Source organism: Lapidilactobacillus wuchangensis (assembly GCF_003946645.1).
GTDB lineage: Bacteria > Bacillota > Bacilli > Lactobacillales > Lactobacillaceae > Lapidilactobacillus > Lapidilactobacillus wuchangensis.
Map to the genome: position 1 here is coordinate 49,276 of NZ_RHOU01000005.1, position 25,831 is coordinate 75,106.

41 protein-coding genes are annotated in these 25,831 nt (G+C 41.2%); all 41 read left to right on the forward strand.

Annotated elements, in window-relative coordinates:
* The first annotated feature begins 5 nt into the window (after positions 1-5).
* The 41 genes from EKM82_RS05620 (at position 6) to EKM82_RS05805 (ending at position 25,819) form a co-directional block, all read left to right on the forward strand.
* Positions 6-767, forward strand: a complete 762-nt coding sequence (locus tag EKM82_RS05620) for an antA/AntB antirepressor family protein (protein WP_125767340.1) — start codon at positions 6-8, stop codon at positions 765-767.
* Complete coding sequence (locus tag EKM82_RS05625; RefSeq protein WP_125767341.1) at positions 767-985, forward strand: hypothetical protein; 219 nt, start codon at positions 767-769, stop codon at positions 983-985. The genes EKM82_RS05620 and EKM82_RS05625 overlap by 1 nt, the downstream gene beginning before the upstream one ends.
* 12 nt (positions 986-997) lie before the next feature.
* Positions 998-1,342 carry a DUF771 domain-containing protein gene (locus tag EKM82_RS05630; protein ID WP_125651305.1) on the forward strand — a complete coding sequence of 115 codons (345 nt, stop codon included), beginning with the start codon at positions 998-1,000 and terminating at the stop codon, positions 1,340-1,342.
* Positions 1,342-1,479 (forward strand): hypothetical protein, encoded by a 138-nt coding sequence (locus tag EKM82_RS11375; protein WP_164508130.1) that lies wholly within the window; start codon positions 1,342-1,344, stop codon positions 1,477-1,479. The genes EKM82_RS05630 and EKM82_RS11375 overlap by 1 nt, the downstream gene beginning before the upstream one ends.
* On the forward strand, positions 1,460-1,729 hold the full coding sequence (locus EKM82_RS05635; protein WP_125767342.1) for a hypothetical protein: 270 nt from the start codon (positions 1,460-1,462) through the stop codon (positions 1,727-1,729). Before EKM82_RS11375 ends, EKM82_RS05635 begins: the two co-directional genes overlap by 20 nt.
* Positions 1,730-2,093: 364 nt before the next feature.
* A complete protein-coding gene (locus EKM82_RS05640) occupies positions 2,094-2,957 on the forward strand; it encodes a YqaJ viral recombinase family nuclease (RefSeq protein WP_125767343.1) in 864 nt (287 codons plus the stop codon).
* Positions 2,958-2,959: 2 nt separating this feature from the next.
* Positions 2,960-3,844 (forward strand): recombinase RecT, encoded by an 885-nt coding sequence (locus tag EKM82_RS05645; RefSeq protein ID WP_125767344.1) that lies wholly within the window; start codon positions 2,960-2,962, stop codon positions 3,842-3,844.
* Between the two features lie 134 nt (positions 3,845-3,978).
* On the forward strand, positions 3,979-4,800 hold the full coding sequence (locus tag EKM82_RS11380) for a DnaD domain-containing protein (protein WP_164508131.1): 822 nt from the start codon (positions 3,979-3,981) through the stop codon (positions 4,798-4,800).
* Positions 4,801-4,814: 14 nt separating this feature from the next.
* Positions 4,815-5,735, forward strand: a complete 921-nt coding sequence (locus EKM82_RS05655) for a DnaA ATPase domain-containing protein (RefSeq protein WP_125767345.1) — start codon at positions 4,815-4,817, stop codon at positions 5,733-5,735.
* A gap of 16 nt (positions 5,736-5,751) precedes the next feature.
* Positions 5,752-6,225, forward strand: a complete 474-nt coding sequence (locus tag EKM82_RS05660; protein WP_404802889.1) for a DUF1064 domain-containing protein — start codon at positions 5,752-5,754, stop codon at positions 6,223-6,225.
* Between the two features lie 13 nt (positions 6,226-6,238).
* Positions 6,239-6,799 carry a DNA primase gene (locus EKM82_RS05665; RefSeq protein WP_125767346.1) on the forward strand — a complete coding sequence of 187 codons (561 nt, stop codon included), beginning with the start codon at positions 6,239-6,241 and terminating at the stop codon, positions 6,797-6,799.
* Positions 6,799-6,963, forward strand: a complete 165-nt coding sequence (locus tag EKM82_RS11385; protein WP_164508132.1) for a hypothetical protein — start codon at positions 6,799-6,801, stop codon at positions 6,961-6,963. Before EKM82_RS05665 ends, EKM82_RS11385 begins: the two co-directional genes overlap by 1 nt.
* 75 nt (positions 6,964-7,038) lie before the next feature.
* Positions 7,039-7,479 carry a sigma-70 RNA polymerase sigma factor region 4 domain-containing protein gene (locus EKM82_RS05670; RefSeq protein WP_125767347.1) on the forward strand — a complete coding sequence of 147 codons (441 nt, stop codon included), beginning with the start codon at positions 7,039-7,041 and terminating at the stop codon, positions 7,477-7,479.
* Between the two features lie 101 nt (positions 7,480-7,580).
* Complete coding sequence (locus EKM82_RS05675) at positions 7,581-7,940, forward strand: HNH endonuclease (RefSeq protein WP_125767445.1); 360 nt, start codon at positions 7,581-7,583, stop codon at positions 7,938-7,940.
* Between the two features lie 161 nt (positions 7,941-8,101).
* The gene (locus EKM82_RS05680) at positions 8,102-9,361 is read left to right on the forward strand and encodes a phage portal protein (RefSeq protein WP_404802891.1); all 1,260 of its coding nucleotides are present in this window, start codon (positions 8,102-8,104) and stop codon (positions 9,359-9,361) included.
* Positions 9,351-10,568, forward strand: a complete 1,218-nt coding sequence (locus tag EKM82_RS11750) for a hypothetical protein (protein WP_191988106.1) — start codon at positions 9,351-9,353, stop codon at positions 10,566-10,568. The genes EKM82_RS05680 and EKM82_RS11750 overlap by 11 nt, the downstream gene beginning before the upstream one ends.
* Positions 10,565-10,795, forward strand: coding sequence for a hypothetical protein (locus EKM82_RS05690; protein WP_125767349.1), 231 nt, complete (start codon positions 10,565-10,567; stop codon positions 10,793-10,795). Before EKM82_RS11750 ends, EKM82_RS05690 begins: the two co-directional genes overlap by 4 nt.
* A gap of 175 nt (positions 10,796-10,970) precedes the next feature.
* A complete protein-coding gene (locus tag EKM82_RS05695) occupies positions 10,971-12,368 on the forward strand; it encodes a terminase large subunit (RefSeq protein ID WP_125767350.1) in 1,398 nt (465 codons plus the stop codon).
* 80 nt (positions 12,369-12,448) lie between these two features.
* Positions 12,449-12,901: a capsid assembly scaffolding protein Gp46 family protein gene (locus tag EKM82_RS05700; RefSeq protein WP_125767351.1), complete on the forward strand. Its 453-nt coding sequence runs from the start codon at positions 12,449-12,451 to the stop codon at positions 12,899-12,901.
* A 5-nt stretch (positions 12,902-12,906) separates the two neighbouring features.
* Positions 12,907-13,806 (forward strand): phage major capsid family protein, encoded by a 900-nt coding sequence (locus EKM82_RS05705; RefSeq protein WP_125767352.1) that lies wholly within the window; start codon positions 12,907-12,909, stop codon positions 13,804-13,806.
* Between the two features lie 2 nt (positions 13,807-13,808).
* Positions 13,809-14,135 (forward strand): hypothetical protein, encoded by a 327-nt coding sequence (locus EKM82_RS05710; RefSeq protein WP_125767353.1) that lies wholly within the window; start codon positions 13,809-13,811, stop codon positions 14,133-14,135.
* A gap of 4 nt (positions 14,136-14,139) precedes the next feature.
* Positions 14,140-14,535 (forward strand): phage Gp19/Gp15/Gp42 family protein, encoded by a 396-nt coding sequence (locus EKM82_RS05715; protein WP_125767354.1) that lies wholly within the window; start codon positions 14,140-14,142, stop codon positions 14,533-14,535.
* Positions 14,522-14,860 (forward strand): hypothetical protein, encoded by a 339-nt coding sequence (locus tag EKM82_RS05720; protein WP_125767355.1) that lies wholly within the window; start codon positions 14,522-14,524, stop codon positions 14,858-14,860. Before EKM82_RS05715 ends, EKM82_RS05720 begins: the two co-directional genes overlap by 14 nt.
* Positions 14,853-15,086, forward strand: a complete 234-nt coding sequence (locus tag EKM82_RS05725; protein ID WP_125767356.1) for a hypothetical protein — start codon at positions 14,853-14,855, stop codon at positions 15,084-15,086. Before EKM82_RS05720 ends, EKM82_RS05725 begins: the two co-directional genes overlap by 8 nt.
* Positions 15,087-15,422 (forward strand): hypothetical protein, encoded by a 336-nt coding sequence (locus EKM82_RS05730; RefSeq protein ID WP_125767357.1) that lies wholly within the window; start codon positions 15,087-15,089, stop codon positions 15,420-15,422.
* 14 nt (positions 15,423-15,436) lie between these two features.
* The gene (locus EKM82_RS05735) at positions 15,437-16,012 is read left to right on the forward strand and encodes a phage tail tube protein (protein WP_125767358.1); all 576 of its coding nucleotides are present in this window, start codon (positions 15,437-15,439) and stop codon (positions 16,010-16,012) included.
* Between the two features lie 3 nt (positions 16,013-16,015).
* A complete protein-coding gene (locus tag EKM82_RS05740; protein ID WP_125767359.1) occupies positions 16,016-16,279 on the forward strand; it encodes a hypothetical protein in 264 nt (87 codons plus the stop codon).
* A gap of 11 nt (positions 16,280-16,290) precedes the next feature.
* Positions 16,291-16,659 (forward strand): DUF5361 domain-containing protein, encoded by a 369-nt coding sequence (locus EKM82_RS05745; protein WP_125767360.1) that lies wholly within the window; start codon positions 16,291-16,293, stop codon positions 16,657-16,659.
* Positions 16,659-18,731: a phage tail protein gene (locus tag EKM82_RS05750; RefSeq protein ID WP_125767361.1), complete on the forward strand. Its 2,073-nt coding sequence runs from the start codon at positions 16,659-16,661 to the stop codon at positions 18,729-18,731. Before EKM82_RS05745 ends, EKM82_RS05750 begins: the two co-directional genes overlap by 1 nt.
* Positions 18,715-19,455: a phage tail domain-containing protein gene (locus tag EKM82_RS05755; RefSeq protein WP_164508133.1), complete on the forward strand. Its 741-nt coding sequence runs from the start codon at positions 18,715-18,717 to the stop codon at positions 19,453-19,455. Before EKM82_RS05750 ends, EKM82_RS05755 begins: the two co-directional genes overlap by 17 nt.
* Positions 19,455-21,395: a GH25 family lysozyme gene (locus tag EKM82_RS05760; RefSeq protein WP_164508134.1), complete on the forward strand. Its 1,941-nt coding sequence runs from the start codon at positions 19,455-19,457 to the stop codon at positions 21,393-21,395. Before EKM82_RS05755 ends, EKM82_RS05760 begins: the two co-directional genes overlap by 1 nt.
* Positions 21,396-21,406: 11 nt before the next feature.
* Positions 21,407-22,183, forward strand: a complete 777-nt coding sequence (locus EKM82_RS05765) for a hypothetical protein (RefSeq protein WP_125767364.1) — start codon at positions 21,407-21,409, stop codon at positions 22,181-22,183.
* Positions 22,184-22,249: 66 nt separating this feature from the next.
* The gene (locus tag EKM82_RS05770) at positions 22,250-22,738 is read left to right on the forward strand and encodes an Ig-like domain-containing protein (protein ID WP_125767365.1); all 489 of its coding nucleotides are present in this window, start codon (positions 22,250-22,252) and stop codon (positions 22,736-22,738) included.
* Between the two features lie 17 nt (positions 22,739-22,755).
* Positions 22,756-23,205 carry a fibronectin type III domain-containing protein gene (locus tag EKM82_RS05775; protein WP_164508135.1) on the forward strand — a complete coding sequence of 150 codons (450 nt, stop codon included), beginning with the start codon at positions 22,756-22,758 and terminating at the stop codon, positions 23,203-23,205.
* A gap of 10 nt (positions 23,206-23,215) precedes the next feature.
* Positions 23,216-23,368: a hypothetical protein gene (locus EKM82_RS11390; RefSeq protein ID WP_164508136.1), complete on the forward strand. Its 153-nt coding sequence runs from the start codon at positions 23,216-23,218 to the stop codon at positions 23,366-23,368.
* The gene (locus EKM82_RS05780) at positions 23,340-24,041 is read left to right on the forward strand and encodes a hypothetical protein (protein WP_125767366.1); all 702 of its coding nucleotides are present in this window, start codon (positions 23,340-23,342) and stop codon (positions 24,039-24,041) included. Before EKM82_RS11390 ends, EKM82_RS05780 begins: the two co-directional genes overlap by 29 nt.
* A 57-nt stretch (positions 24,042-24,098) precedes the next feature.
* Positions 24,099-24,491 carry a hypothetical protein gene (locus tag EKM82_RS05785; RefSeq protein ID WP_125767367.1) on the forward strand — a complete coding sequence of 131 codons (393 nt, stop codon included), beginning with the start codon at positions 24,099-24,101 and terminating at the stop codon, positions 24,489-24,491.
* A gap of 1 nt (position 24,492) precedes the next feature.
* Entirely contained in the window at positions 24,493-24,765 is a 273-nt protein-coding gene (locus EKM82_RS05790) for a hypothetical protein (protein WP_125767368.1), read from the forward strand.
* A gap of 167 nt (positions 24,766-24,932) precedes the next feature.
* Positions 24,933-25,391, forward strand: coding sequence for a hypothetical protein (locus EKM82_RS05795; protein WP_125767369.1), 459 nt, complete (start codon positions 24,933-24,935; stop codon positions 25,389-25,391).
* A gap of 13 nt (positions 25,392-25,404) precedes the next feature.
* Positions 25,405-25,692, forward strand: a complete 288-nt coding sequence (locus EKM82_RS05800; protein WP_125767370.1) for a hypothetical protein — start codon at positions 25,405-25,407, stop codon at positions 25,690-25,692.
* A gap of 1 nt (position 25,693) precedes the next feature.
* The gene (locus EKM82_RS05805; protein ID WP_125767371.1) at positions 25,694-25,819 is read left to right on the forward strand and encodes an XkdX family protein; all 126 of its coding nucleotides are present in this window, start codon (positions 25,694-25,696) and stop codon (positions 25,817-25,819) included.
* The last annotated feature ends 12 nt before the right edge of the window (positions 25,820-25,831 follow it).

A 25,831-nucleotide genomic window follows, 5' to 3' on the forward strand; every position in this document is an offset into this window, starting at 1 on the left:
AAGTAATGAACGAATTAATTAAAACCATCAAAAAAGAGGATGGGACGATTGCAGTAAGCGGTCGAGATCTACACGAGTTTTTAAAAATCGCAACTGAATTCAAGAAATGGTTCGGTCGAATGACAGAATACGGATTTAATGAGAACCAGGATTATATAAGGGTAACCCAAAAATGTCCTACCCCTGGTGGAGTCCAAGATGTTACAGATTTTGTCATGACAATCGATATGGCGAAAGAAATTTCAATGATTCAACGAAATGAAAAAGGTAAGCGAGCACGTCAATATTTTATCGAAGTCGAAAAGAGATATAAGCAAGGTCAGATTGATATGACTGGCCTAAGTCCTGAAACGCGAATGGCAATGGCAACAGCTCAAGCATTGGCCAATCAAGAATTGAAACTCAAAAGTATGGATACAAAGCTAGATAGCATTGCGGATATCGTCGGCACGTCAACAATGGATTGGCGCAAATCAACTCAACATCTGATTAACCGCATTGTCCAAATTCAGGGCGGTGAAGTCGAGAATTGGAAGTCAGTCCGCAATGACATTTATGACGAAGTTGATCGTCGTGCCGGTTCATCGCTCAGCATTCGATTAACTAATCTCAAACGGCGAATGGCTGAAGAGGGCGTCACTAAATCTAAGCGAGATAAAACGACCAAGGTCGACGTGATCGGTAACGACAAGAAATTAATTGAAATCTATATGGCAGTGGTCAAAGATTTCGCAATCAAATACAGCATCTGGAAAGAGGAATACTAATGGCTAAGGATAAAGAAACAATTCGTAATGTGCTATATATGCTTGAAGAAATCCAAAAAATCGACCCAAACAAGGTTTATACAATCGAATATATCGACGCTCCATCTGAGCAAGTAACACCGTTGGGGCGCGCCAAAGATTTAGCGGAAACAGCCGTCGATATGCTTGGAAACAGTGAAGAATACGGCGACATTACTACTTATCCAACGGTTGATTAGGAGATGATCTAAATGCCATTAAACAAGATACACGTCACAATCAGCGACTTAGCAGTTTCACTGCCAGAAGGTTTCGAAATCATTGAAACTAAGCGTCGAGAAGAGCTTGAACGCAAAGCAGATATGGACGGTTGGTGGACGACAGCTGATGTGGTTGAACGATATAAGCGGGCACCAACTTGGTTCACTGATCACGTTTTAAAAGTTCCACGGTTCGAAAAAATCTTGCGCAACAACGTGGTCATCTATGCGGATACAGGTGGCAGTTATCTTTTTGAGCCAACAAGCTTTGCAAGGTTCATGCGAGATTATTTCCCGGAAATTTCGTCAAATCTAGAAAAACAGAAGGTGCGGTAGTGGATGTTTTAGTTTTTATGGCCGTGGTTTTCGGTGGTCTCTATGTATATGACGCCATCAAAACACATTCAGTGAAGAAGGCCGCTCATATGATGTTTGAGTTAGGAGATGAAACCAATGAAGCTAACCAAAATTGAAGAAGAGGTAATCAAGTTAATGCGCCAAGGTGCTGACGTTGAGTTATATCTTACTAATTGTGAAACAGAAACCGAAGCTAAAGAATTTGTAAAGCCGATTGCTGATTTGGTAAACGAAGATGTTCGGCGAATTCACGCAAAGTCTGATATTGTCGGTGATTACTTTAAAACTGGCGGAATCATATCAGATGAATCATATGGCTCGGTAAGTGTTATGGCTTTCCTGGTAAATCGAGATGACCGCCTATGACACAATCCTTAGAACGTTTGAACACGTTGCAAGACGTATACAACTGTCTCTGGAATTTATCTAAAACCAGTGGAATTAAGCGCAACTGCGATAAATATAAAGGTGTTTGCCTATCAATCGCTGAAGTCAGAGGCCTAATTGAAGAAGAAAGGCGGCGGTTGAGTGTTTACTCAGGATAATTTTTCAGCAGCAGAACGTCTCTGGGAACGTCAAGAAATGGAAATGGCTGAGAACGGTGAGTCAGGGCCTTTCCCGCTTGGTGATTATGATGAAGATTAGCCAACAAAAAAGCTAACTACGGTCGCACCCGAAGTTAGCCATGACAAAATTATGCAAGCTCATTGTAACAGATTGAGGTTAAAAAATGAAATTTATTAGAACAACAAATATGAGCCGCCTTGATTGGCTAAAGCTCAGGACTCAAGGAATTGGCGGTTCAGATGTTTCCGCAATTCTAGGAATGAATAATTGGCGGTCGCCGTATCAAGTATGGGCCGAGAAAACTGGCCGATTGATTCTCGATGACACGGAAGACAATGAGTTCATTCACTGGGGAAACATCATGGAACCAATCTTGGCCAAAGAATTCGAGGACCAAACAGGAAAGAAAGTGTTCCGGCCTAACAAAGAATTTATCCACCCTAAATATGATTTTCTCCGTGCCAATATTGACCGAGATATTGCCAAAGAACCGGGCTTTCTCGAAATTAAAACGGCTATGGAATACAAGTCATCAGAGTGGGATGGAGATGAAGTTCCAGTCCCTTATATCCTACAGGTCCAGCATTACATGAATGTTTTAAATCGCCCTTACGTTTACTTTTGCGCCTTGATTGGCGGACACAAAACGGTCATCAAAGAAGTTGAACGTGATCAGGAATTGATTGATACATTTACGCCGAAGCTTGTTGATTGGTGGCAAGAATATGTGGTCGCTGATAAAAAACCGCCAGTAGACGGAAGCAACTCCACGACTCAAACACTACGCGAGCTCTTTAAGACAGACGACGGTGAGACCATCAAATTAACGGAGTCGCTGAATGGCCAGCTCAGAATCAGAAAGCAATTAAAGCAATCTGGGGATGAGTTATCGAGCCAAGTATCGTTAATCGACAACCAGATTAGAGAAGCAATGGGGACGGCGAGTGAAGCTGAGAACGACAGCTTTAAAATCACTTATCGTGCCAACAAAAAAGGCACTCGAATTTTAAGAATAAAGGAGAAATAAAAATGGCAGTCAGCAAAGATATTACAAAGGCGATTAAAAATGAGCCACAAAAAGTAGATCCAAACACGCTAGGCATCAAATCGTTGATGGGTATGCCATCGATGAAATCTAAGTTTGAAAGTGTCCTCAAGGAAAAATCAAACGGCTTTATCACATCAGTTTTAAATTTGGTCAATAACGATACCTATTTGGCCCAAAGCAATGCGATGTCAATCGTCACATCTGCAATGGTAGCAGCAACTTTAGATTTGCCAATTGATAAAAATTTGGGATATGCATGGATTGTGCCATTTAAGGATAAGAGTCATGGTTTCCAGCAATATGCCCAATTCCAGATTGGCTACAAAGGCTATATTCAATTAGCCTTACGGACCGGCCTTTATAAGCACATCACCGCCACCGTGGTTTATGAGGGTGAAATCAAGAACTGGGATCGCCTCAAGGAGAGCTACGAGCGTGGAGAACGAACGAGTGACGAGGTGGTCGGTTATCTAGGCTATTTTGAGACAATCAACGGTTTCCAAAAAACGGTTTATTGGACAAAAGATGAGATGGAAGCTCACCGGGTCAAGTTTAACAAGGCTAAGAACAAGAACCAGTTGACAGGCGTTTGGGCGTCAAACTACGACGCGATGGCAATCAAAACCGTGCTGAGAAATATGCTAAGCAAGTGGGGGATTTTATCAATCGAAATGCAAAAAGCTCAAGGCGCTGACGGCCAAGTCATTGATGATGCTAATGATATTGACGACTCAGGAAACATCTTAAAAGATGTTACTCCAGAAGACGCTGCCACGGAACCAGAAGAATTAGATGAACCAACCGGAACTGCTACACCTGAGCAAATGGATTTCAGCGATGTTGATAAGCAGCTTGGCACGAAGTAGGCGATCACATGGATGATGAATTATACGTATGGTGCGAAATCTGCGGTAAGCACGATGCCATGTATATCGGCGAAGGCGACTTTTTATGTGATAGCACCGGTCAAGTTTATAACGCTTGGTAAGGAGTGATCTGATTGGCCAACCAAGACGGATTTATCAAATCCTATCGGAAGAATGTTGGTTCGCTTGCTTGGTCGAGTGGAGATTTATTTAAACTTTGGCATCTATGTTTATACAAGGCTAACTTTAAAAATCGAGTCATTACTTTTAACGGTCAGCAGATACCGTTGAACAGGGGTCAATTCGTCACAGGGCGCAATGCACTGCGGGATGAGATGAACGTCGGAGTTAAACCTGAACAGCAAGTGAACAGCAGTTTTGTATGGAGAGGGCTAAAGAAATTTGAAAAAGCCGAAATGTTGCACATCAACTCAACTCACCAATACAGCGTCGTGACGGTCTTAAACTGGGATACCTATCAGCAAAGTGAACAGCTACCGAACAGCTATCGGACAGCTACCGAACAGCAAACCGACACAGACAAGAACGTAAAGAATGATAAGAATGAAAAGAATATAACAACAACATCATTAAGCGAGAAAAATTTGAAATCAGTTTTCGATTTTTGGGAACAAAGTGGCTTTGGATTATTATCGCCAACCACGATGCAAAACTTTGAATATTGGGTTGATGACTTTACGAAATTGGGAGCCACTGAATCAGACTCTTTCCAGTTGCTCAAAAAAGCAATCCAGGTATCTGATCAGAATGGCGTTAAAAAGTACGCCTATGTAAATTCAATACTCAAGAATTGGCGAGAAAAAGGATTCAAGCAAGTAGCTGATGTGGATGCAGCGGAGGCTCAAAGAAATTCTCAAAAATCGAAGAATACTCGTCAGCCGACTGAGGCGGTTGGCAAGTATTTACAAGGTGATGATGATGACCTGCCATTTTAAGAGGTGGTGAATGAATGGATAGCGTTGAAGAGGCTCAAAAAGAGCTTGAATACAATCGAAAGATTAATGACGGAAAAACCAAAATTAAAAGTGATGTCGGTCGTGCAATGGAAGCAGCCATGAGAAGGCTGTTTGAACACTACGGCGCGAAATGTCCTGAATGTGGTGCGTTAATGTGGCGGCCAAAGCAAAGACATCCTGATGGCAGTCCAAGGCCTGGTGCTTGCGGAGTATGTGGCTATATGGAGCCGATTAACGGCAAGAGTGAAACAAAAGAGCAACGTGAGAAACGATTGAAGTTTCAGGCCGAGAAAAAGAGCACCAAAATTACGGCAATTGCCTATTATGGAGCTTACTCTTGCTTTGCTACAGAATTACCACAAACTGCCCGATTTACAAATTTTATTGTTAAAACCGATCAACAGCGGCGAGCTTTTAATCAGGCGCAAGCTGTCGCCAATAAGTTGATTCACGGCGAATTAATTCACAGTTTTATCGTCGGGACTACTGGAGCTGGTAAAACTCACTTGGCCAGTGCAATTGCTTGGCAAACCTTAATGGCAAAGCAGTACCGCTACAAGATGATATTCATTGACTGGCCAGGATGGATTGGCAAGGTAAAAAAGGCAATGAACGACCCGAAAACGCAAGTAGAAGTCGATAAGACACTCAGTGAAATCAGCCTTGCTGACCTAGTGATTATTGATGATATCGGCGCCGAAAGAAAGACCGATTACACCGTGGAACAAATCGAAAAGATTAGTCGTAAACGGGAAGATAAAAGATTGCTTTTAACGACAAATCTTGCTGCCAAAGAACTGAAAGAAAAATATGGCCAGAGAATTTGGTCGAGATTTAGAGTTTTTCTTGGTGATAACACTATTCTGATGAACGATATTCCTGATTATCGAGTACACCAGACGAAAATTATGTAGATTTGGGGTTGAGCAGATGATGAAAAATAGTTCGCCGACGGCCTTAAATAAACGAGGAATCAAGGTCAGCTTTGACGGATACAAGTTTGATTCCCAAAAGGAATACTTGTTTTACTCGAAGTTCGTTAAAGATTCAGGTTATAAATTCGACGTTCATCCAGCCTATGAGTTGGTCGCGACGACACCGATTGAGCAGGCTAAAATTGGCTCAGCAAGATATACGCCTGATTTCGTGATCTATGATAATGAGGGCAAAATTAAGCACGTTTACGATGTCAAAAACAGTTTGACTGTTTATGGTATCGATGCATCTGCTAAGCTCAGATTCCGATTGTTTGCTGCTAAGTACGGTATTCCCGTTGAGGCAGTTGTGGTCAGGGCTAATGATTTTAAGACAATTGCACAATGTGTGACTAAACCGCTCAACGAGAAACAACCATTAATCAAAAAAGATTTTAACTATAACTGGCTTGAGGCCACTAATTATTAGGAGGGAATAAATTATGTCATTAAACTTTTATTCAGATATCGACGCACTATCAATCGACGGCAAGGACAATCTTGCTATCAAGCTCAAGACACCAAGTGTTCGGTTGCAAGACAAACTGGACGAGTTAAACGCCTTAAAATCAGGCGGTTCAGTAAATATCTTAATTGAATCAGCAGTTGTCACATTCGAAGAAGAAACACTCGCTGGCTCAGATGATAAACGGTTTGAATATTACCAAAATGACGATGGCTTATGGGTACGCAAAGAGAATGCCCAGACCGACTTAGAACTTGAAGGCGTCGACCAATATGATACTCACAAAGTTGAAATAACGGCTGATGTTATTGATCAATTTATCCTATCTCAGAAGGTCGAATATCTTGAAGACAAGAAGTTTAATCCTAAAGAAATTCTTGCCAAAATCTCAGAAGGCGAAGAGATTGATGAAATCTCTCAAAGTATGAAACTTGCAACCATTGACTTAGTTAAGAAACTCAATAAGGCCCGCAACTACTTTGCACCATTTGCCGCTCAATGGATGAGCGACAAGGAAAGCAAAGAGGATAACGGCTAATGACATGGAAAGCGGTAGTTTTAATTATCTTTGGATTCTGTATGTTGGTTGCAGTTATTGCAGCTATTGCTGGAGTGATCATGGCTCATAAAGTGTCGAAGCGAATCAATGATGAAGTTGACGAGTTTGACTGGTCAGATCGGCACAACCGACTAGAAAAATAGGCAACAAAAAAGCCCACCTCGCAAGGCAGGCATTGGTTTAATCGCGTTAAATCAATTATAACACGGGGTGGCGTAATGAAGTATAGCGTTAAAAGGTTTAGTTGGTTGGAAAGTTACCTCGAAAATGAGGAAGAGATCGCCAGTCTGCAGATCAGTTTGAATCGTAGTCGAATTGAGTTAACTCGTTGGGTTGAGGGTGACTTGGCCAAAGTACGACTTGAAAAAGGATCCCGGGCTTCAAGACTCGAAGAGATTATCAGTGAGAACGAACGACTGCTGAGGGAAGACATATCGCTCCGTGAGCAAACACTCGATCTGATCAATCACTTTGATGGTATTGAGAATGAGATTCTCAAACGCAAATACGTTAAGGGTATGTCATTGATTGAAATTGCTGACTGTGATGATATCGGATATTCTTATTCGACGGTCAAGAAGATTCACGCCGAACTCAAGCGAACACTGAGATTCTTGGACAAATGGGACCTGCCGGAAAAAAGTTCCAAAAAAGAGTAACCAAAAAGGTGCCGACAGATTGAAATAGGCGTGTTATGGTTATAGCATGATAAATTTAAGTGAGAGCAACTGTTTCCGATTTGGAAATGGTTGCTCTTCTTATGTTGTTAAGGGAGGTGATAGCCATTGCAGAACTAAGAGCTGACAGACAAGGACCACACCGTGTTGCTTTCAATAAGAACAAGAAGATTATACTCAAGACTCAATCAGTCTGTGGCATCTGTGGTAGGCCAGTTGATAAGACGTTGAAGGCGCCTGACCCAATGAGTCCAGTCATTGATCACATCATACCGATTAATAAGGGCGGACATCCAAGTGACATTAACAATCTGCAGCTGGCTCACTGGAGTTGCAACCGACAGAAGTCTGACAAGTTGTTCAACGTCGTCAAGGAAGAGCCGAAAGTTCTTGGCAATCGAAACCTTCCACAAAGCTGTGATTGGTCGTCTTACAAGGGATAAAGAATAGTTAATATTATTTATCCAATTGTTTTTAGAACGTTTCTGACGATAGATTAGAGGGGGGATACCTCCACCTCCTCAGCGACACGCGACCTTCACGCTGTCACTGTACATATTTTCTCTTGAGTGAGAAAGGAGTTGGTAAATTGAGTTATCGAGGTATGAATTATTTAAGAAATAAGCTTAATAGCAGGCGTTCGCGTGTTAATATGCGCTATCGCCAATATGCAATGAAATATCAGGATGCGGAGGTTGGTGTCACGATTCCGACACAACTTCGCGGTCGCTATCGCTCAGTTTTAGGTTGGTGTGCGAAGGGCGTCGATTCACTTGCTGATCGTTTGGTTTTTCGAGAGTTTGATCATGATGATTTCGAAGTAAACGAAATTTTTCAGCAAAATAATCCGGATGTTTTCTTTGACAGTGCGGTATTATCCGCTTTGATTGCCTCATGCGCCTTTATTTATCTGTCAAAAGATGAAAATAACCAGGTTCGGCTGCAGGTTATCGAAGCTAGTAATGCGACTGGCATTATTGATCCAATTACTGGACTGCTGACCGAGGGTTACGCCGTTTTGAGTCGTGACGATTATGGCAATCCTACTTTGGAAGCTTATTTTATTCCTGGCATTACATGGTTTTATCCAAAAGATGCGAGTCCGTTCTCAGTTACAAATAATGTTAGCTCGCCACTGCTTGTTCCAATTATCCATCGACCTGACGCCGTTCGCCCCTTTGGCCGTTCGCGCATTACGCGTTCGGGGATGTATTATCAACGATATGCGAAGCGAACACTTGAACGTGCTGATATCACGGCCGAGTTTTATAGTTTTCCGCAAAAATATGTTACTGGTATTAGCAATGAAGCAGAGCCACTTGATGGTTGGAAGGCGACTGTTTCTAGTATGCTTCAATTTACTAAAGACGGTGATGGCGATAGACCGACGCTGGGACAGTTCACGACGCCGGCGATGACGCCGTTTACCGAACAATTGAAAACTGCAGCAGCTGGTTTTGCTGGTGAAACTGGATTGACAATGGACGACTTAGGATTTGTGTCAGAAAATCCGTCAAGTGTTGAGGCAATTAAGGCAAGTCATGAGAACTTGCGATTGGCCGGCCGTAAAGCGCAGCGCTCATTTGGTTCCGGATTACTTAACGTAGCGTACTTGGCAGCTTGTTTGCGAGATGATTATCCATATTTGCGGAATCAGTTCGCATTAACTTTACCAACTTGGGAGCCATTATTTGAAGCTGATGCTAGTATGCTGAGTCTAATCGGCGATGGTGTTGTTAAGCTAAACCAAGCAATTCCAGGATTCATTGATAAGAACGTAATTCGAGATTTAACCGGCGTGAATGGTTCAGCAGCTGCTGGACAGCCAGCAGCTAATTTAGGAGCTGATGCGAATGGACAATGATATTGTTCCTGGGCTATTAGCAGATATTCAGAAGCAATTTTACCTCGAGACAACTCAGTCAAAAAAGTTGAAGGCTGCATTATTAAAACTAGAAAAAAATAAGGCTACTTATCAGGATGTCAATGAATTTGCTATTGAGGTTGGAGAAACTTTATCAAAAGTTCTAAGCGACAATATTTATAGTGAGATCCTACCTGATCAAAAAATGTATTATAATATCGCTCAAAGAATTTTAGAGCCAACCTTGAAGAATAATTATGATCTGATTTCTGGCTATGCTGCAGACGTACAAAAAAGTCTGAATCAAGCAGCAAATCTCAATTTAAAAGCCCAGGTGCCAGAATATAATCAAGATCGTACGAATGGCATTATCAACAGAGTTTCATCAGAAGAAAATTTTGACGATATTAAATGGATTCTTGATGATCCTATTGTCAATTTCTCTCAGAGTGTGGTTGATGATTCGATTAGGGAGAATAGTGAATTTCAGGCGAAAGCAGGGTTAAGACCAAAATTAATTCGTAGGGTATCAGGACATGGTTGCGCATGGTGTCGTAATTTATCGGGATCATATGATTATGGAGATGCCCCTGAAGATATTTATCGACGCCATGATAATTGCAGGTGCACAGTTGATTTTCAACCTAGTAGTGGCCGCCGACAAAATGTTTGGTCGAAGAAGTGGTATAAATCACAAAATGATGCTAAAATCGAAGTAAGAAAGAATATTGGCGTCTTAGTTGAAAGCGGCGCTAAAAATTATGCGCGGGACGAGAGTACAGATTTTCTTTTTTCAAAAGAACATGTTCGAAGGCAAAAGTATGCCTTTACTCAATACGACGAAATTAAAAATAGTGATCAGAATTTAGAAAAGAGAAAAATCTATTCAAACATTAGGAAGTATAAGTCCATGAGTGATTTCTCTAAGCGTGATGTGGATATTGCGTTTGATCATGTTTTTAATGACATTCATGATTTAGAAAATGGTAAGGGGCTTTTTACTCCGGACCCTGATATGGCATATTCTTGGACCCGCTTAATAAATGATGAGTCAATACGAGAGCACGATTTAATTCTGTTAAGACATGAGCGCTGTGAGAGAGATTACATGAAAAAAGGCATGGACTATCATAAGGCGCATGTTGAAACGGATAGTAAGTTTGATTATGCTGGAGCATTGAAAAAATATAAAGAAGGGAGAAAATGATGCTTACCTATAAATTGATTGATATTGTTGACGGCTTTTATCATTATGAGATTTATCCTGAAGGTAAAGTTGCCGACAAGGGAACGCTTATTTTTAATCCCCTCACTAAAGTTGTAAAAACACTAATTGAACCTAATAGCCCATTTGATTGTTTGGGTCATTTTGCACAAGATTTTGTTGGCAAAAATGGTGAGTTTAAGGAATCAGGAATGGTAGCGTGGTATTGAATATCTATTAAGTAATTCAACAATGGAACGTGTTAAAGACACGTTGAAAGATATTAAGGAAATGATTCTTGAATGTAGCACTCGACAAAATATTGAGTGCTATTTTTGTACCATAAATTTTTGACCCAAGCATGTCATTAAACTGCGGTGGAAACATGATTGAAGGGGGATTTGTATGACTACTAAAGCAAGACTTGGTAATCAGCATCCTACTCAATCGGTGATTTTACCATTTACTAATTCTTTATATGAAACTGCAATTGAGACTTACGAGAAATCGGGTCGCAAAGCCCAGGAGTGGCAGGTTGAATTAACCAAAGATATTTTTGCGGTGAATGATGAAAATTTGTGGACGCACACAAAATTTGGTTACAGCTTGCCGCGGCGAAATGGGAAAAATGAAGTTGTGGCAATCCGTGAAATGCAAGGCTTACAAAATGGCGAACAAATGCTTCATACGGCACACCGAACGACTACTAGTCATTCGGCTTGGGAACGTCTACTGAGGTTACTTGATAAGGCAGGCATTTATTATGAGTCGTTACGCGCAACTGGACGAGAAAAAATTGAAATACCTGATACTGGTGGTCGAGTTGAATTTCGAACGAGAACTTCAACTGGCGGTTTAGGTGAAGGTTTTGATTTATTGGTAATTGATGAAGCTCAGGAGTATACAGCTGATCAAGAATCATCGTTAAAATACGTTGTAACCGACTCAGATAATCCTCAAACGATTTTTTGCGGGACACCGCCAACGCCTTTATCTTCTGGAACTGTTTTTGTAAACTTTCGGAATGAAGTGTTAAGCGGAAAATTGCAAAATGCGGGTTGGGCTGAATGGGGCGTTTCAAAGCAATCTGATGTGAGAGACCGTGCACTTTGGTATGAATGTAATCCTTCTTTAGGAACGGTTTTTACAGAACGTTCGATTCAAGACGAAATCGGCTCTGATGTGATTGATTTTAATATCCAGCGGCTTGGTCTTTGGATTAAATACAATCAAAAGTCAGCAATTTCTGAAAATGAATGGGATGAATTGCAAGTGAAGTCATTACCAATATTAAGAGGACCGTTGTTTGTTGGTATCAAGTATGGCAATGACAATGCAAATGTGGCCATGAGCGTGGCCGTTAAAACTTTATCCGGAAGAATTTTTGTTGAGGTCATTGATTGTCAGTCGATTAGAAACGGTAATCAATGGATCATCAACTTTTTGAAGAAAGCTAACGTTGCTAAAGTTGTTGTTGATGGTGCCAGTGGCCAAAATATTTTATCAGGCGAAATGAAGGACTTTGGAATAAAAGAACCTTTATTACCGACTGTTAAAGAAGTGATTATGGCCAATTCGTTGTGGGAGCAAGGTATTTACGGAGAAAGTATTTGTCACGCTGATCAACCGTCGTTAAAAACCGTTGTTACTAATTGCGCCAAGCGAAATATTGGCAGTAACGGCGGTTTTGGGTATAAGTCGCAGTTTGATGATATGGATATTAGTTTAATGGATAGTGCGCTGTTAGCGCATTGGGCTTGTGTAACGCTCAAACCCAAGAAGAAACAACAAATCAGGTATTAAACGACTCTTTAATTGGAGTCGTTTTTTAATACCAAAATTACCGAGACAGCCGGGTAAGCTGGAGAAAGGATTGACAAATTATGGCAGATTTTAAAGCAATTGAATCACAGGAAGAATTAGACAAGATTGTACAGGAGCGTTTAGCACGTCAAAAAGAAAGTCTTGAGAAGAAGTTTGGTGATTACGACAAAATTAAGGCTGAAAATGCGACATTACACCAATCTTTAGAGGAATCTAAGGTAAAGACTGCTGGCTTTGAGAAGAATATTGGCGAATTGAATAGTAAAGTTGCTGGCTTCGAAACGGCCAATTTACGAACCAAAGTTGCCTTGGAACACGGCCTACCTTACGATCTCGCCAGCCGTTTAGTCGGGGATGACGAAGAAAGTATTTCTGCTGACGCTGAACGTTTATCTGGTTTAATTGGGAAACAGCAACCGGTACCACCACTTAGAGATTCAGAAGGTACTGGCGATGATAAAAATGGCGCCTACGAATCATTAATTCAAGGGCTTAAATCAGAAGGAGAGTAATAAAAATGACAGTTCAAAGTAAAGCAAACTTATTTGATCCAACATTAGTTACAGATTTAATTAATAAAGTAAAAGGGAAGAGCTCATTAGCAATTCTTTCTCAGCAAGTACCAATTCCTTTTAATGGCCAAAAAGAATTTACATTTACGATGGATTCCGACATTGATGTTGTCGCTGAAAATGGCAAGAAATCGCATGGTGGGATTAGCGTTGAACCAAAAACAATTGTGCCAATCAAGGTAGAATATGGTGCGCGTATCAGTGATGAGTTTCTAATTGCAACGGATGAAGAAAAAATCGATATTATCAAAGGATTTAATGAAGGCTATGCGAAAAAGCTTGCCCGCGGTCTTGATATCATGGCTTTTCACGGCCTAAATCCACGTTCAGCTACTGCATCAACAGTAATTGGCGATAATCATTTCGATAGTAAAGTTGATCAGACGGTTGAATTTTCAAAGGATGATCCAGACGCTAACATTGAGGCAGCCGTTGCCATGATTCAAGCTAATAGCGAAACGGTCTCTGGCTTAGCAATGAACACGGCCTTTTCAGCTGCTTTAGCTGGGATGCGCACTGGTGGTACGACTAACATTCGCCTATTCCCAGAACTTGCTTGGGGTGCTAATCCTGGTAGTATTAATGGCTTGCCTGCCGATATCAATACAACCGTGGGTGTCGGTCAAAAAGATGAGGCAATTATCGGTGATTTCGTCAATAACTTTAAGTGGGGCTACGCTAAAGAGATTCCGATGGAAATCATCAAATATGGTGATCCGGACAACTCTGGCCAAGATTTACGCGGGTATAATCAGGTTTATTTACGGTCAGAAACTTATCTTGGCTGGGGAATTATGGACCCTAAAGCATTTGCTCGTGTCATTCAACCCGCAGCTGAGGCCTAACTATGGAATATCGTAATAAGCACACTGGCATCACTATCAATACGAATTGCAAAATTGCGGGAAATGATTGGGAGTTGGTCGATAAGCAAAATTCGGCTAATCAGCAGGTGACTGTGAAGCAAGAAAATGTTACTAAACCAGCTGATCAGCCAGATCAAACTGAAACCGATGAGATCCGTGATGAAGAACTGGATGCGGCTAATGCAGCTGGTATTGAGGATGTAACAGTTAAAGAAATCAAGGCGGAACTTGATGCCCTTGGTGTTGAATATGACCCTAAGGCTAAAAAGCCGGCCCTATATGCTTTGATGATGAAACACGGGAAGTGATCTGATGACAAGTTTTGCCACAACTGATGATGTAACCAAACTTTGGCGGTCTCTGACAGCTGATGAAATGGTTCGGGCCAAATCATTGCTTGAAGTGATCTCTGATTCATTGCGTGAAGAGGCCAAAAAAGTTGGTAAAGACATCGATACAATGGTTAAGGATAGCCCATCGTATGCTAATGTTGCCAAATCCGTCACGGTTGATGTTGTGGCCCGAACTTTAATGACATCAACCGACCAGGAACCAATGACCCAGACGACTGAGAGCGCCCTGGGTTATTCTTTTTCTGGATCCTATTTGATTCCTGGTGGCGGCTTATTTATCAAAAATTCTGAGTTAGAGCGTCTAGGCTTACGTCGGCAAAGATATGGGGCGATTGATTTCTATGACACGAATTAAAGGAATCACGGTTACGTTAGTCGACAAAGTGAAAACGGGAACTGATCCATTTGGCGCTTCCACATATGATGATGTAGAAGTTTCAATTGATAATGTTCTTGTCAGCCCAACATCATCTGCTGATGTGACTAATCAATTGAGCCTCACAGGTCGTAAAGCAGTTTATGACTTGGCGATTCCAAAAGGCGATAAGCATACCTGGGAAGGACGTAAAGTAAAGTTCTTTGGCCAGACTTGGCGCGTGATTGGCATACCGCTTGAAGGAATCGAAGCGATGATTCCATTAGACTGGAATAAGAAAGTTCAGGTGGAGCGCTATGAGTAAAGTCTTTAAATTAAATCGTCAAGGTATCGCTGATCTAATGAAGTCGCCATCGATGCAGCAGGTTTTACGAAACAAAGCAACTGAAATTCGTGGCCGTTGTGGTGATGGCTACGAACAAGATATCTTTGTTGGGAAGAACCGCGCCAATGCGATGGTGTCGGCTACTAGCTTTAAAGCCAAAAGAGATAACTTAAAAAATAACACGTTATTAAAGGCGGTGCGTTAGTTGATTGAAATAATTGTTCAAGAATATTTGGCTGAACAGCTATCGGTTCCAGTGGTTTTATCACACGAAACTGGTTTGCCGGATAGTTATGTTATTCTTGAGAAAACTAGTAGTACTAAGGTCGATCAGGTCAAATCAGCAACCTTTGCCTTTCAGTCATATGCGCCATCTTTATATGAAGCGGTTAAATTAAATGAACTCGTTAAGTCAGCTGTTGAGTCGTTGATCGAATTGAATGAAATATCTGGCGTGCATTTCAACAGTGATTATAACTATACAGATACAGAAACCAAACAATACCGATATCAAGCTGTTTTTGATATCGGTTTTTTTTAGGAGGATGAACAACAATGGCAGATGCAAAAAATGTTTCCACTGCTAAACCACGAGTTGGCGGGGCTGCGTTTACAGCACCTTTGGGGACCAAATTACCAATTGATGCAGTTGATACCTTGGACCCAGCTTTTAAGGAGCTGGGCTATATTTCAGAGGACGGTCTAGTTAACACGAATACGCCATCCAGTGAAACTATCAAAGCCTGGGGTGGCGATGTGGTGGATTCCGTTGAAACAGAAAAGGAAGATACCTTTAAATATACATTAATTGAAGCATTGAATATTGCGGTATTAAAGGAAATTTACGGTGAAGACAATGTCACAGGTGACTTGAAAACCGTCGTTAAAATCAAGGCTAATGCAATTCCGTTACAAGCACATGTTTTAGTTTTTGATATGATTTTGAAAGACGGTATTGTGAAGCGGATTGTCGTGCCAATGGGCAAGGTCTCAGAAGTAGGCGACATTACTTATGCCGATGGGGATGCACTTGGTTATGAAACTACTTTAACCGCCATACCAGATGATACTAAAAACACTCATTATGAATATATCCAAAAGCCTCAAGCTGATGCGGGAACGGAGGAATAATTGATGTTAAAAGGAAAAACAAAATCCGGATTTGTATATCAAATTGCCGACGCTAGATTGCAAAATTATGAATTGGTTGAAAAAATCAGTGCTTATGAGGATAACCCTTTGGAACTGCCAAAAGTGGTTAACCTTCTATTAGGCGAAGAGCAAACTAAAAAGTTAAAAGACCATCTGCGGACTAAAGATGGGTTAGTACCAGTTGATGCAATTGGTAAAGAAATTGCAGAAATTTTCCAGGAGCAAGCTAAGTTAAAAAAATCTTAAGCCTTGTTGAGATGATCAAGACTGATGAGGATGCCTTAGTTTGCGACTTAGCAGAAACATATCATATTTTTGATTACCGACAGCTACCTTTAGTAAAGGTGGCTGTTTTTGCATATGGCCTGCCAGATAAATCGAGAATTAAACTAAAACTAAATAATTTGAAAGTTGATCTAGATACTTTGTTACTTGCAACCGCGGTTGATCGTCTGAGCCTTTTGGTCTGGAGCAAAACCGTTGACGGTCAAAAGGGTCGCCGGCAGCCTAAATCATTGGCACAATTATTGCAGACGACAGAAGTTGATCGGCAAAAATTATCATTTGCGAGTGGTCAAGAATATGAGGCCGTTAGGGCACGGCTAATTCAAGGAGGTGGTAAGTAATGGCAACAGAGTTAGGACAAGCCTATGTTCAAATTATGCCTTCTGCTAAGGGAATTTCTGGTGCAATTTCGCGGCAACTTAATCCAGAAGCATCAGCTGCTGGCCAAAGTGCCGGCGGTTTATTAGGTGGTAAGCTAGTGACTGTCTTGAAAGGCGCGGTTGCAACAGCTGCAATTGGTAAAGCCATCGCCACTTCGATTTCTGCTGGCGCTGATTTACAACAATCCCTTGGTGGTATTGAGACCTTATTTAAGGGTAGTGCTGACAAGGTTAAGAAATATGCCAACGAGGCCTATAAAACTTCTGGACTATCCGCTAATGATTATATGGAAAATGTCACTAGTTTTAGTGCGTCATTGTTACAGTCGTTGGGCGGTAATACTGCCAAAGCTGCTGATCAAGCTAATACCGCGATGGTCGATATGGCCGATAACTCAAATAAAATGGGCACGTCCTTGGACTTGATTCAAAACGCTTATCAAGGCTTTGCAAAGCAAAATTACACCATGTTAGATAACTTAAAACTAGGTTACGGTGGTACTAAGACCGAAATGGAACGTCTGTTAAAAGATGCGACGAAACTAACTGGTGTGAAGTACGACATTAACAATCTTAGTGATGTCTACAGTGCAATTCACGCAGTTCAAGGGCAATTGGGAATTACTGGTACGACAGCCAAAGAAGCGGCCTCGACCCTGAGCGGATCCTTAGCTTCAATGAAATCTGCTGCATCAAATGTACTTGCTGGTCTTTCTTTGGGCCAGGATATTACACCGGCCTTACAGTCCTTAATTTCAACAACATCGACATTTCTGTTTGATAATTTGATACCAATGATTGGTAATATTATTAAAGGTTTACCAACGGTTATTTCCACGTTCCTAACTGAGGGTGTTCCACAGTTGTTGGAATCGGTGATGAATTTGATTACACAGGTTGGTGCCGGAATTTCTGAGAGCATACCAACTTTTATCAGTAAGTTTAGTCAGCTGATTCCAGCAATCACAACTTGGCTATCAACTAATCTACCGACTTTCCTAAATACTGGCGTGCAAATACTGACCAATATTGGAAATGGTATCATTCAGGGATTACCACAATTAATTGGTGTTGCTAGTTCCTTAATTGATACCTTCGTCAGTTTTTTGTTCGAGAATTGGCCTAAAATTCTAAATTCAGGGGCGACGCTATTAGTCAATTTGATTAGTGGCATTGTCCAGAATTTACCAGCCATTGGTACCAGCGCTATCCAAGCGGCAGGTAAGTTCATTGATACGATTGTCCAAAAAGCACCAACTTACGTGCAAACTGGTTTTAATATTTTGGCAAAGTTAGTTTCTGGTATTTTGAACAACTTGCCGTCGCTCATTTCAACAGCATTTTCCCTGGTAACAAAATTTGCTGGGATGATTATCCAAAAACTACCGAGTATCATTGCTGCCGGTGTTGAAATCTTGCTAAGTCTGATTGGCGGAATTTTAAAATCTTTACCTAGTCTGTTAAAGGCGGTCGGCAGAATTGGTAGTACGATCATCGACAATGTGACAAAAATTGATTTACTAGGTGCTGGCAAAGCCATCATGGAGTCCTTACTTGAAGGTTTACAAAAAGCTTGGGGTAAAGTGAAAGAGTTTGTCGGCGGAATCGCTGACTGGATCAAGAAACATAAAGGCCCAATCAGTTATGACCGTAAATTATTGGTACCTGCTGGTAATGCTATTATGTCAGGACTTAATAGTGGCTTGATCGATGAATTTAAAAATGTTAAGCGGACAGTTGCCGGTATGGGATCACAGCTTGGTGTTGAACTACAACCACAAATCGCAACAACTGCCGGCCAATTAACCGCCCAGTTAAATGCTGATACAACCAGATTTAACAATTTAGGGAGAGATGATTTTTCTGATACCAATAGTACTAAGGCTTTAGAATTACTGCAGGCGATTGCTGATAAGCGCACAGTAATTGATGGCTCAAGCGTTAGCAGTGGTTTATCTCCATATATTAGCCAGAAATCCGTATCACGGACACAAACAGTAGAAAGAGGTGGCGCGGTTGAGGTCAGATTCTAGGCAATACGGAGTAACTTTTTGTGGCCAGCATACTTGGAATGATTTAGGTTTGGTGGTTCTGGACAAAAAGATTACTTTTCCTAAAAGAGACAAGGCTCAAATAGCGCTACCTTATTCAAGTAAGATTATTGATTTGAGCACACTTTATGGATTACAGCCTTATGTAGAACGAACCATTGAATTAACTTTTTTGATCATCGACCAGGAAACTTTATCGAAGGATGCTTTGTATAACCGCTGGACTAAAGTAATTAATTTATTTGAATCGCCTGAAGGCAAGTCACCACTGATTGATGATATTATGCCGGAGTATTACTATCTGGCCGAACTGGTAGATCCGCCGACGTGGGATGAATACCGATATCATGGCAAGTTCACGTTAAAGTTTGACGCGTATCCATTTCGAATTCATGTCAAGCCTGAGGGCGATGATATTTGGGACACATTTAATTTTGAGAGCGACGTGGCACAAATAACCAAGTATGAAGTTAATGGTTCTAAGGATATCGAACTAATCAATATCGGTACAAATGAGGTGCAACCAACAATTGTTGCTAATGCGAATTTTGTTTTGATTACTTCTACTAAGACAATCAATATTTCAGCTGGCACTACGAACCCTGATCTAGTCCCTTATCCCTTTGTTTTGCCAGTCGGTGAAAGCAAGATTCAGATTCAGGGCACTGGGACAATTGAATTTCAATGGCAGAAGGAGTTGATCTAATGTACGAGGTGACACTCAGAAATGGGTGGAATGGCGAAGAGATATTAATTCATTCTGGTCACAGTGGCCGACGACTCCTTAAAGGTCAAATTGTTAAAGCAGTTGGATCATATGATTCTTTCAGTGGAGCCGTCGATCCTACAAACATTGGATACAATCTACTTCGTCCAATGCAAACTTTTATTAAAGTGACTCGCACTGACAAAGAGCGAGTTTTGTTTGAGGGACGGTTGCTTGATACTCAGCCAGCGATGAGTTCTGAGGGGATAGTTAACCAAGACTTTTCTTGTGAGGGTTTAGAGAGCTTTTTACATGATTCCGTTCAACCCTGGGCGGAGTTCCATAACATTTCACCGAAAGATTTCCTTCAGTCACTGATTACTGAGCATAACAAGCAAGTTGAATCATATAAGCAGATTAAGCTTGGTAATGTTACTGTCACCAATTCAACTGATAACGTTTATCGTTTTAGTGATGATACCAAGGATACGTACGATAACATCAAGGAAAAGCTACTTGACAAACTTGGCGGGGAAATCCGTATTAGACACGAATTAGATGGCCTATATCTGGACTATGAACCGGTGATTGGAGAGCAATCTAACCAGGTCATCAGGCTTCAGTCTAATTTGATTTCCATTACACAAAAATTAGACCCAACGCCAGTTATTACAGTATTGAAACCATTAGGAAAGGCCGAAGAACGAACCACAACCGATACCGACACGACTCAGGCCGTCTCAACGCCCAGATTAACTATTGCGACGGCTAATAGTGGCAGTGAATTTTTACGAGATGAAAACCTCATTAGTCAGTTTGGTATTCTGATCAGGAGCAAGACCTGGGACGATGTGACCAATGCGACAATTCTCAAGACTAAGGGTCTAGCGTTTATGAACAGTCAGGAGCCTGTTAAACAGCAAGTCCAAATTAAGGCCGTTGATTTATCGTTAATTGACAAACGGATTGATGATTTTATTTGTGGAAATTACTATCACATCATCAACCCAATTATGGCGTTTGATCAGGTACTACGAATTGTCAGTCAGACGATTGATATTTGCGACGCTAATAACTCAGTCATTGGTGCCGGCGACGTTCTAATGAGTCAGGAATCTTATAATTTGCAATTAAAACAGAATGCAGAGAACGCTGCTAGAATTGCTGAAAACTTAAGGCTGACAAATTCGTTGCAGGCTTCTGAGTTAGCTAAACTACAGGCCACGGCGAAGACGCAATCCGAAAAGATTGATTCGCTTGATAAGGCCGTTAAAGAACTGCAAACACCGGTCGATAAAGGCTATTACGAAGGCTCGATTATCGATGTTAGTTATTACCAGGGATCAATTAATTGGACATCGGTTAAAAGCGCAGGCCTTGCCCTGGGAATCGTTAGGGTTCAGGACGGCACGACAACGATCGATGCCAACTATAAAACGTATCTTGCTGATATTACTAATCTTGGCCTTAATTACGCCGTTTATGCGTTCTTCCGTGGCCAGTCTGTTAGTGATTCTGAGCAAGAGGCGGTGAACTTTTACAATCGAACTCAATTGGCAGTCGCTGGAAAAACGCAGCCAAGATTTTACGCTATCGACGTCGAAACAATTGAAATGGGCGGCAGCGCAAGCTTGATGCGTTCTGGAGTTGAGGCATACATGAATAAGCTCAACGAGTTAGGTATCCCAGATAGCAAGATTGTCCTGTATATCGCAAACAACCTATACGCTAGCCTGAATCTTAATGTCAGCCGCGCCGGATCAGTTTGGTTGCCAACTTATGGAGCAAATGATGGGTCGATTCCGACTGATTACAAGCCAAGTTATCCCTATGACCTGTGGCAATACACGAGTAAGGGAACTATTGCTGGTATATCAGGAAATGTCGATATGAGCACGAATCCAAGCAGTCGATTTAAAGAAGCATATCTTAAAAAGTAAGGGGTGAGATGATGGCAGAAGGTAAAGGTGAAGCAGAATATCGCGACCCTGAACACGTTCCGGAAAAACAACAATATGATCCAGACAATGTTAAGCCGCTAGCCCAACAGTTAGCGGCTTTTCTGCGAACTAAAATGTATGGCAAAGATGTTCGGGAAACACTAGCGCGTTGGATAGAAATAAACTTGGCAGCACTTGAATTTTTGCGAGATGATCAGCAAACGTTTAAAGTTGATTTAACTGGCAAACAAACGGCCGTAACCAATCGTCAAACGGAAGTTGAGAAGCGACAAACTAATCTCGAAGGACGTTTTACTAATGTTATTGCTAATGCCACTAAAGACAGCGAAGTAATTGATGCTAGAAGTTCCGCTATTTATGGCTCATTTGGTGTGCTAGATCAGCGGCTAGAAAATATCGAACAGGCACTAGCATTATTAGCACCGACTGGTTACACAGTAACGATTAACCACGGCCTAGGTCGCAATCCGACAGTAACGGTTGTCTATTATGAGTATGCGCTGGGCACTGAGCCAAACGGCCTGGGAACTGGCCCTGAAGGCACGTTCGGCGGCACACCAAGTAAGACGCTTGAATCGACAGTCAGCTATCCGGACGCCAATACAGCCAAGATTGATTTGCCAGTTGGTTTTAAATTGACAGGTGATCCGGTATTTCAGCCGGCGGATAATCGCTGGTATATCATTGACGGCTATCGAACGTTAAGATTTGACCTGGGAGTTACTGCAGACGACACGCCAAACACTGGTGACCAAAGCCAACTGTGACGGCGCCTAGCAATCTAGTGGTAAGCCCGGATGAAGACAGTGTCAAACTAGAATGGGAGTGATGGAATGATTTATTATATTTATCAGAATAATGAAAAAGTGAAAGAAGTCGAAAATGCTAAGACAGTAACCATTACCGGATTGGCGCCGAATACCAAGTATACTTTTGCAGTCAGCGCATGGAATGGTATTCGCGAAAGTGCTAAGTCTAACGTTGTCACTATTACGACTGCAGCTATCCCTGTAACAGCCATTACGTTAACCATTGACAAGACAATGGAAGTTGGCCAAACAGTTAAGGCTGCTATCACATTGACACCAACTAACGCAACTGATAAGACGGTCACTTATAAGACGAGTGATACATTAATTGCGACAGTTGGGACTGACGGGTCGGTTAAGGCAATTAAACCGGGAACTGTAACGCTGACAGCCACAGCTTCGAGCGGCAAAACGGCCACGGCGTCGATTACGATTTACGAAGCCTTAGTGACAGTTACTAATTTGGCCAGTTCGGCCGTTACTTCCAGCGGCGTAACATTAACTTGGTCGTAAAGTGAGGTGAGAGCCTCATGCAATATAAGGTTTATCAGGGCACGGTGCTGAAAACTACCGTCACTAGCAAGACTGCTAATATCACAGGACTGGCGCCACTGACCAGTTACACATTTGGCGTTGTGGCTAATAATGGGTTGAGAGATAGCGCTAAGGCTAGTCTGACCGTTAAGACACGTGGTGTTAGGTTTGTTATTCCAACAACGTTAACAGTCGGTGCTACTATTACATTGCGCTATCAGGAGTATTCACTGGGACTAGTTCCGCTGGGTAACGAACCAGCGGGGATGTTTGGTGGTGGCAATAATGCCAATCTATTGGCTAAAGTTATTTCGACCGCCAGTGGATCAAGTACGGTCGAGTTAACAGTATCAAATGCAAGTTTTGCGGACGGCACTAAATTAAATAAGTTAGAAGACGGTAGCTTTGGGGCCTTTAACGGTGCTAAAGCTATTTATTTTGGATAGAGGTGATCTTATGGATACCAGTGATTTAAATGTTATTGCCAAAAATCAAACGAAGTTAGCAAAAGCTACTTTAACAGCCATGCTGATTTGCTTACAGCCAACTGATACAATGTCAGTGAGGAGCGTGAGAAGAAATGAAAGCAAAAAGCGAAAAGAAAATTAGTCTGTTTTTAAGGATAATTGGAACTTCTATTTTGGCAGTTTTACCATTAGTAGCATTTTTACTAACTAAGGAATCGGCAGTTTTATGGCCGGTTACAGTTTTATCTGTGATTGGGATCATTGGAATTGATATTAATTGGTACTCGTTATCATTGCGATATGGTGATGCTGGTGTGGTTATTGTCAAACAATTGGCTGAAGCACAGAAAACTGCAGATCAGATTAATGTTTCTCTGGATAAATTCAACAAAACGGTATCTTTATTCTTAGATACTAATATGGCCGAGATTGAGGCAACGAATAGATTTGCCACTGGACCAAGACCTGATTATCTGATGAAATTTATTAAATCCGCAGAAGAAATGATGGTGGACTTTGGTGGTGGCGATTCAGAACAGCAAACCTTATTAGAGGGGGTTAAGGCAAACCTGATCAACTCATATGATGCTGAACTCAATGTCGCATTTCCAGAGATTGCCCAGGAAGCCAAACAGTACTTTTTTGATGGTTCCGTGAGAACAGATGATTTTTCAGAATACAATTCTAAAAGAGCGGTTGTTGATTTTGATAGATTACGCAAGATAGATTTAAGTTCGTTAACCTGGCAGAAACAGATTGCTTACAAAAAAATGTTAGATAAACTTGAAACATTCATGGAACATTATTTTAATTAATTATTTTTAAAGACGCCTAATCAGCGTCTTTTTTGATACAGAAAAGGAGAGGTAACTATGGCAGAGTTATCACCGATTTTTAACGGAATGGAAAACGGCCCGACAGCTATTGATACGAATTTTAAAAATATCAATACTGTTTTGGCCACGTTGAGCGCGACAAGTTCGATGCAAGAAATTAAAGGAGTTAACGGTGCGGCAAAGTCCGCTTGGCTAACGGTGGATAAGGTATCTCATATCTGTGTACTTGTTATCTGGTCTAAATTGCCCAAAAAAACTACTACCATGTATTGGATCCCAGCAGAATATGCGGCACACGCTGATAGAATTCCAGTGATTAAATGCGGGGATCAGGCGACGTTATCAATTAACGGTAATGGGAACGTTCAACTTTTAGGTAATACAAGCGATTCAGCAGATGCAATCGGTTTTGCGGTTTGGGGGTATTAGGATGGACAAATTAATTTATTTTTACAAAGATGATTTAAGTTTTGATCATGTTGGTGTGATTGTAAAAGGTGAAAAGGTTCCTGAAAATGCTACTTTAGCGGCACCACAAGGATATGAACCTTTTACTTATGATCAGGCAACAGATACTTGGTCAGGAATTGATGAAAAGACTTGGAATGCAAGTCATCCTGATATTAGTCCGGAACCAACCGAACAAGATAAAATCAACGCGATGGTTTTCGAACAAATCGCAGCACTTCAAACTGAAAAATAAGGAGAATATTAATATGAATATTTTAACCGTCCAAAAAGTCGGGGGGGGGTAAAAATACCCTAACCACGGGCTTTATAGCTTGTATAAAAAATAAATATCGTTCGGGATAGCACTGATTAACTGCCATAGTCAGTGCTATTTTTGAACTCAAAAAAGGAGAAAAAATAATGGCACTGATTAAAATTTTCAAGGGCATAGAAAATGGTCCTGAGGCAATTGATGATAATTTCAATTTTCTAGATCAAAACAAACCTAATAAGACCGACGTCGAGTCAAAGGTAGATATCAGTATTTGGCATAATGAGCCAATGCGTAATGGTTTTACAGGAAGCGTTCACTGGCGAGTAATGAAGTTTGCATCATCGGATGCAAAATTAGTTGAAATTATTGCAACTGTGGGTAATTTGGCTGGTAATTCGGGGAAATATTTGTGTGACTTTCCTGCAGAGTTAGTACCCGCCAGAGAGATTCCGTTGAATTGGGCGCAATCTCGTAACAATGACTTTGATAAGGTCGGAGTGAGTCTAGGGGGAGAAAAAACCAGTTTACGTTTAAATTTTACTGTTGGCGGCCCTAGCAATCTTTCTGTTGATATCCATCAGATGTATTGGACTGATCTTATTTAGGAGGAATCTAGAAATGAATAAATGGTATTTATTTGATAAAAGCACTGGAGCATATGAGTTTAATTATTTGGAAGCTACTAAACAGCCTGAAAATTCGACGGACGTTGATCCTGGTGATCTAACGAATCCTGTTTGGGATGGAAATCAATGGGTTGCTGGGCAAAGTGAAGTGCCAGAAGAACAGCCTACTCAGCAGGAACAGCTAAATGCTAGTGTGCTGGCTCAGATTGCCCAGAACAAGGCTGACCAGGATAAATTCAATGCTCAAATTCTACTGGCAATGGCCAAAGGAGGAAATTAATATGTATCAATACATTGTTAAGTATTACAAGATGGGTCTTTACGAAGACTCACAGTTAGATATTTTTGTATCAGCAGGGATGATGACTGCAGACCAAAAAGAAGAGTTAATTACTGAAAAATCATAAGTTTATTTTTGC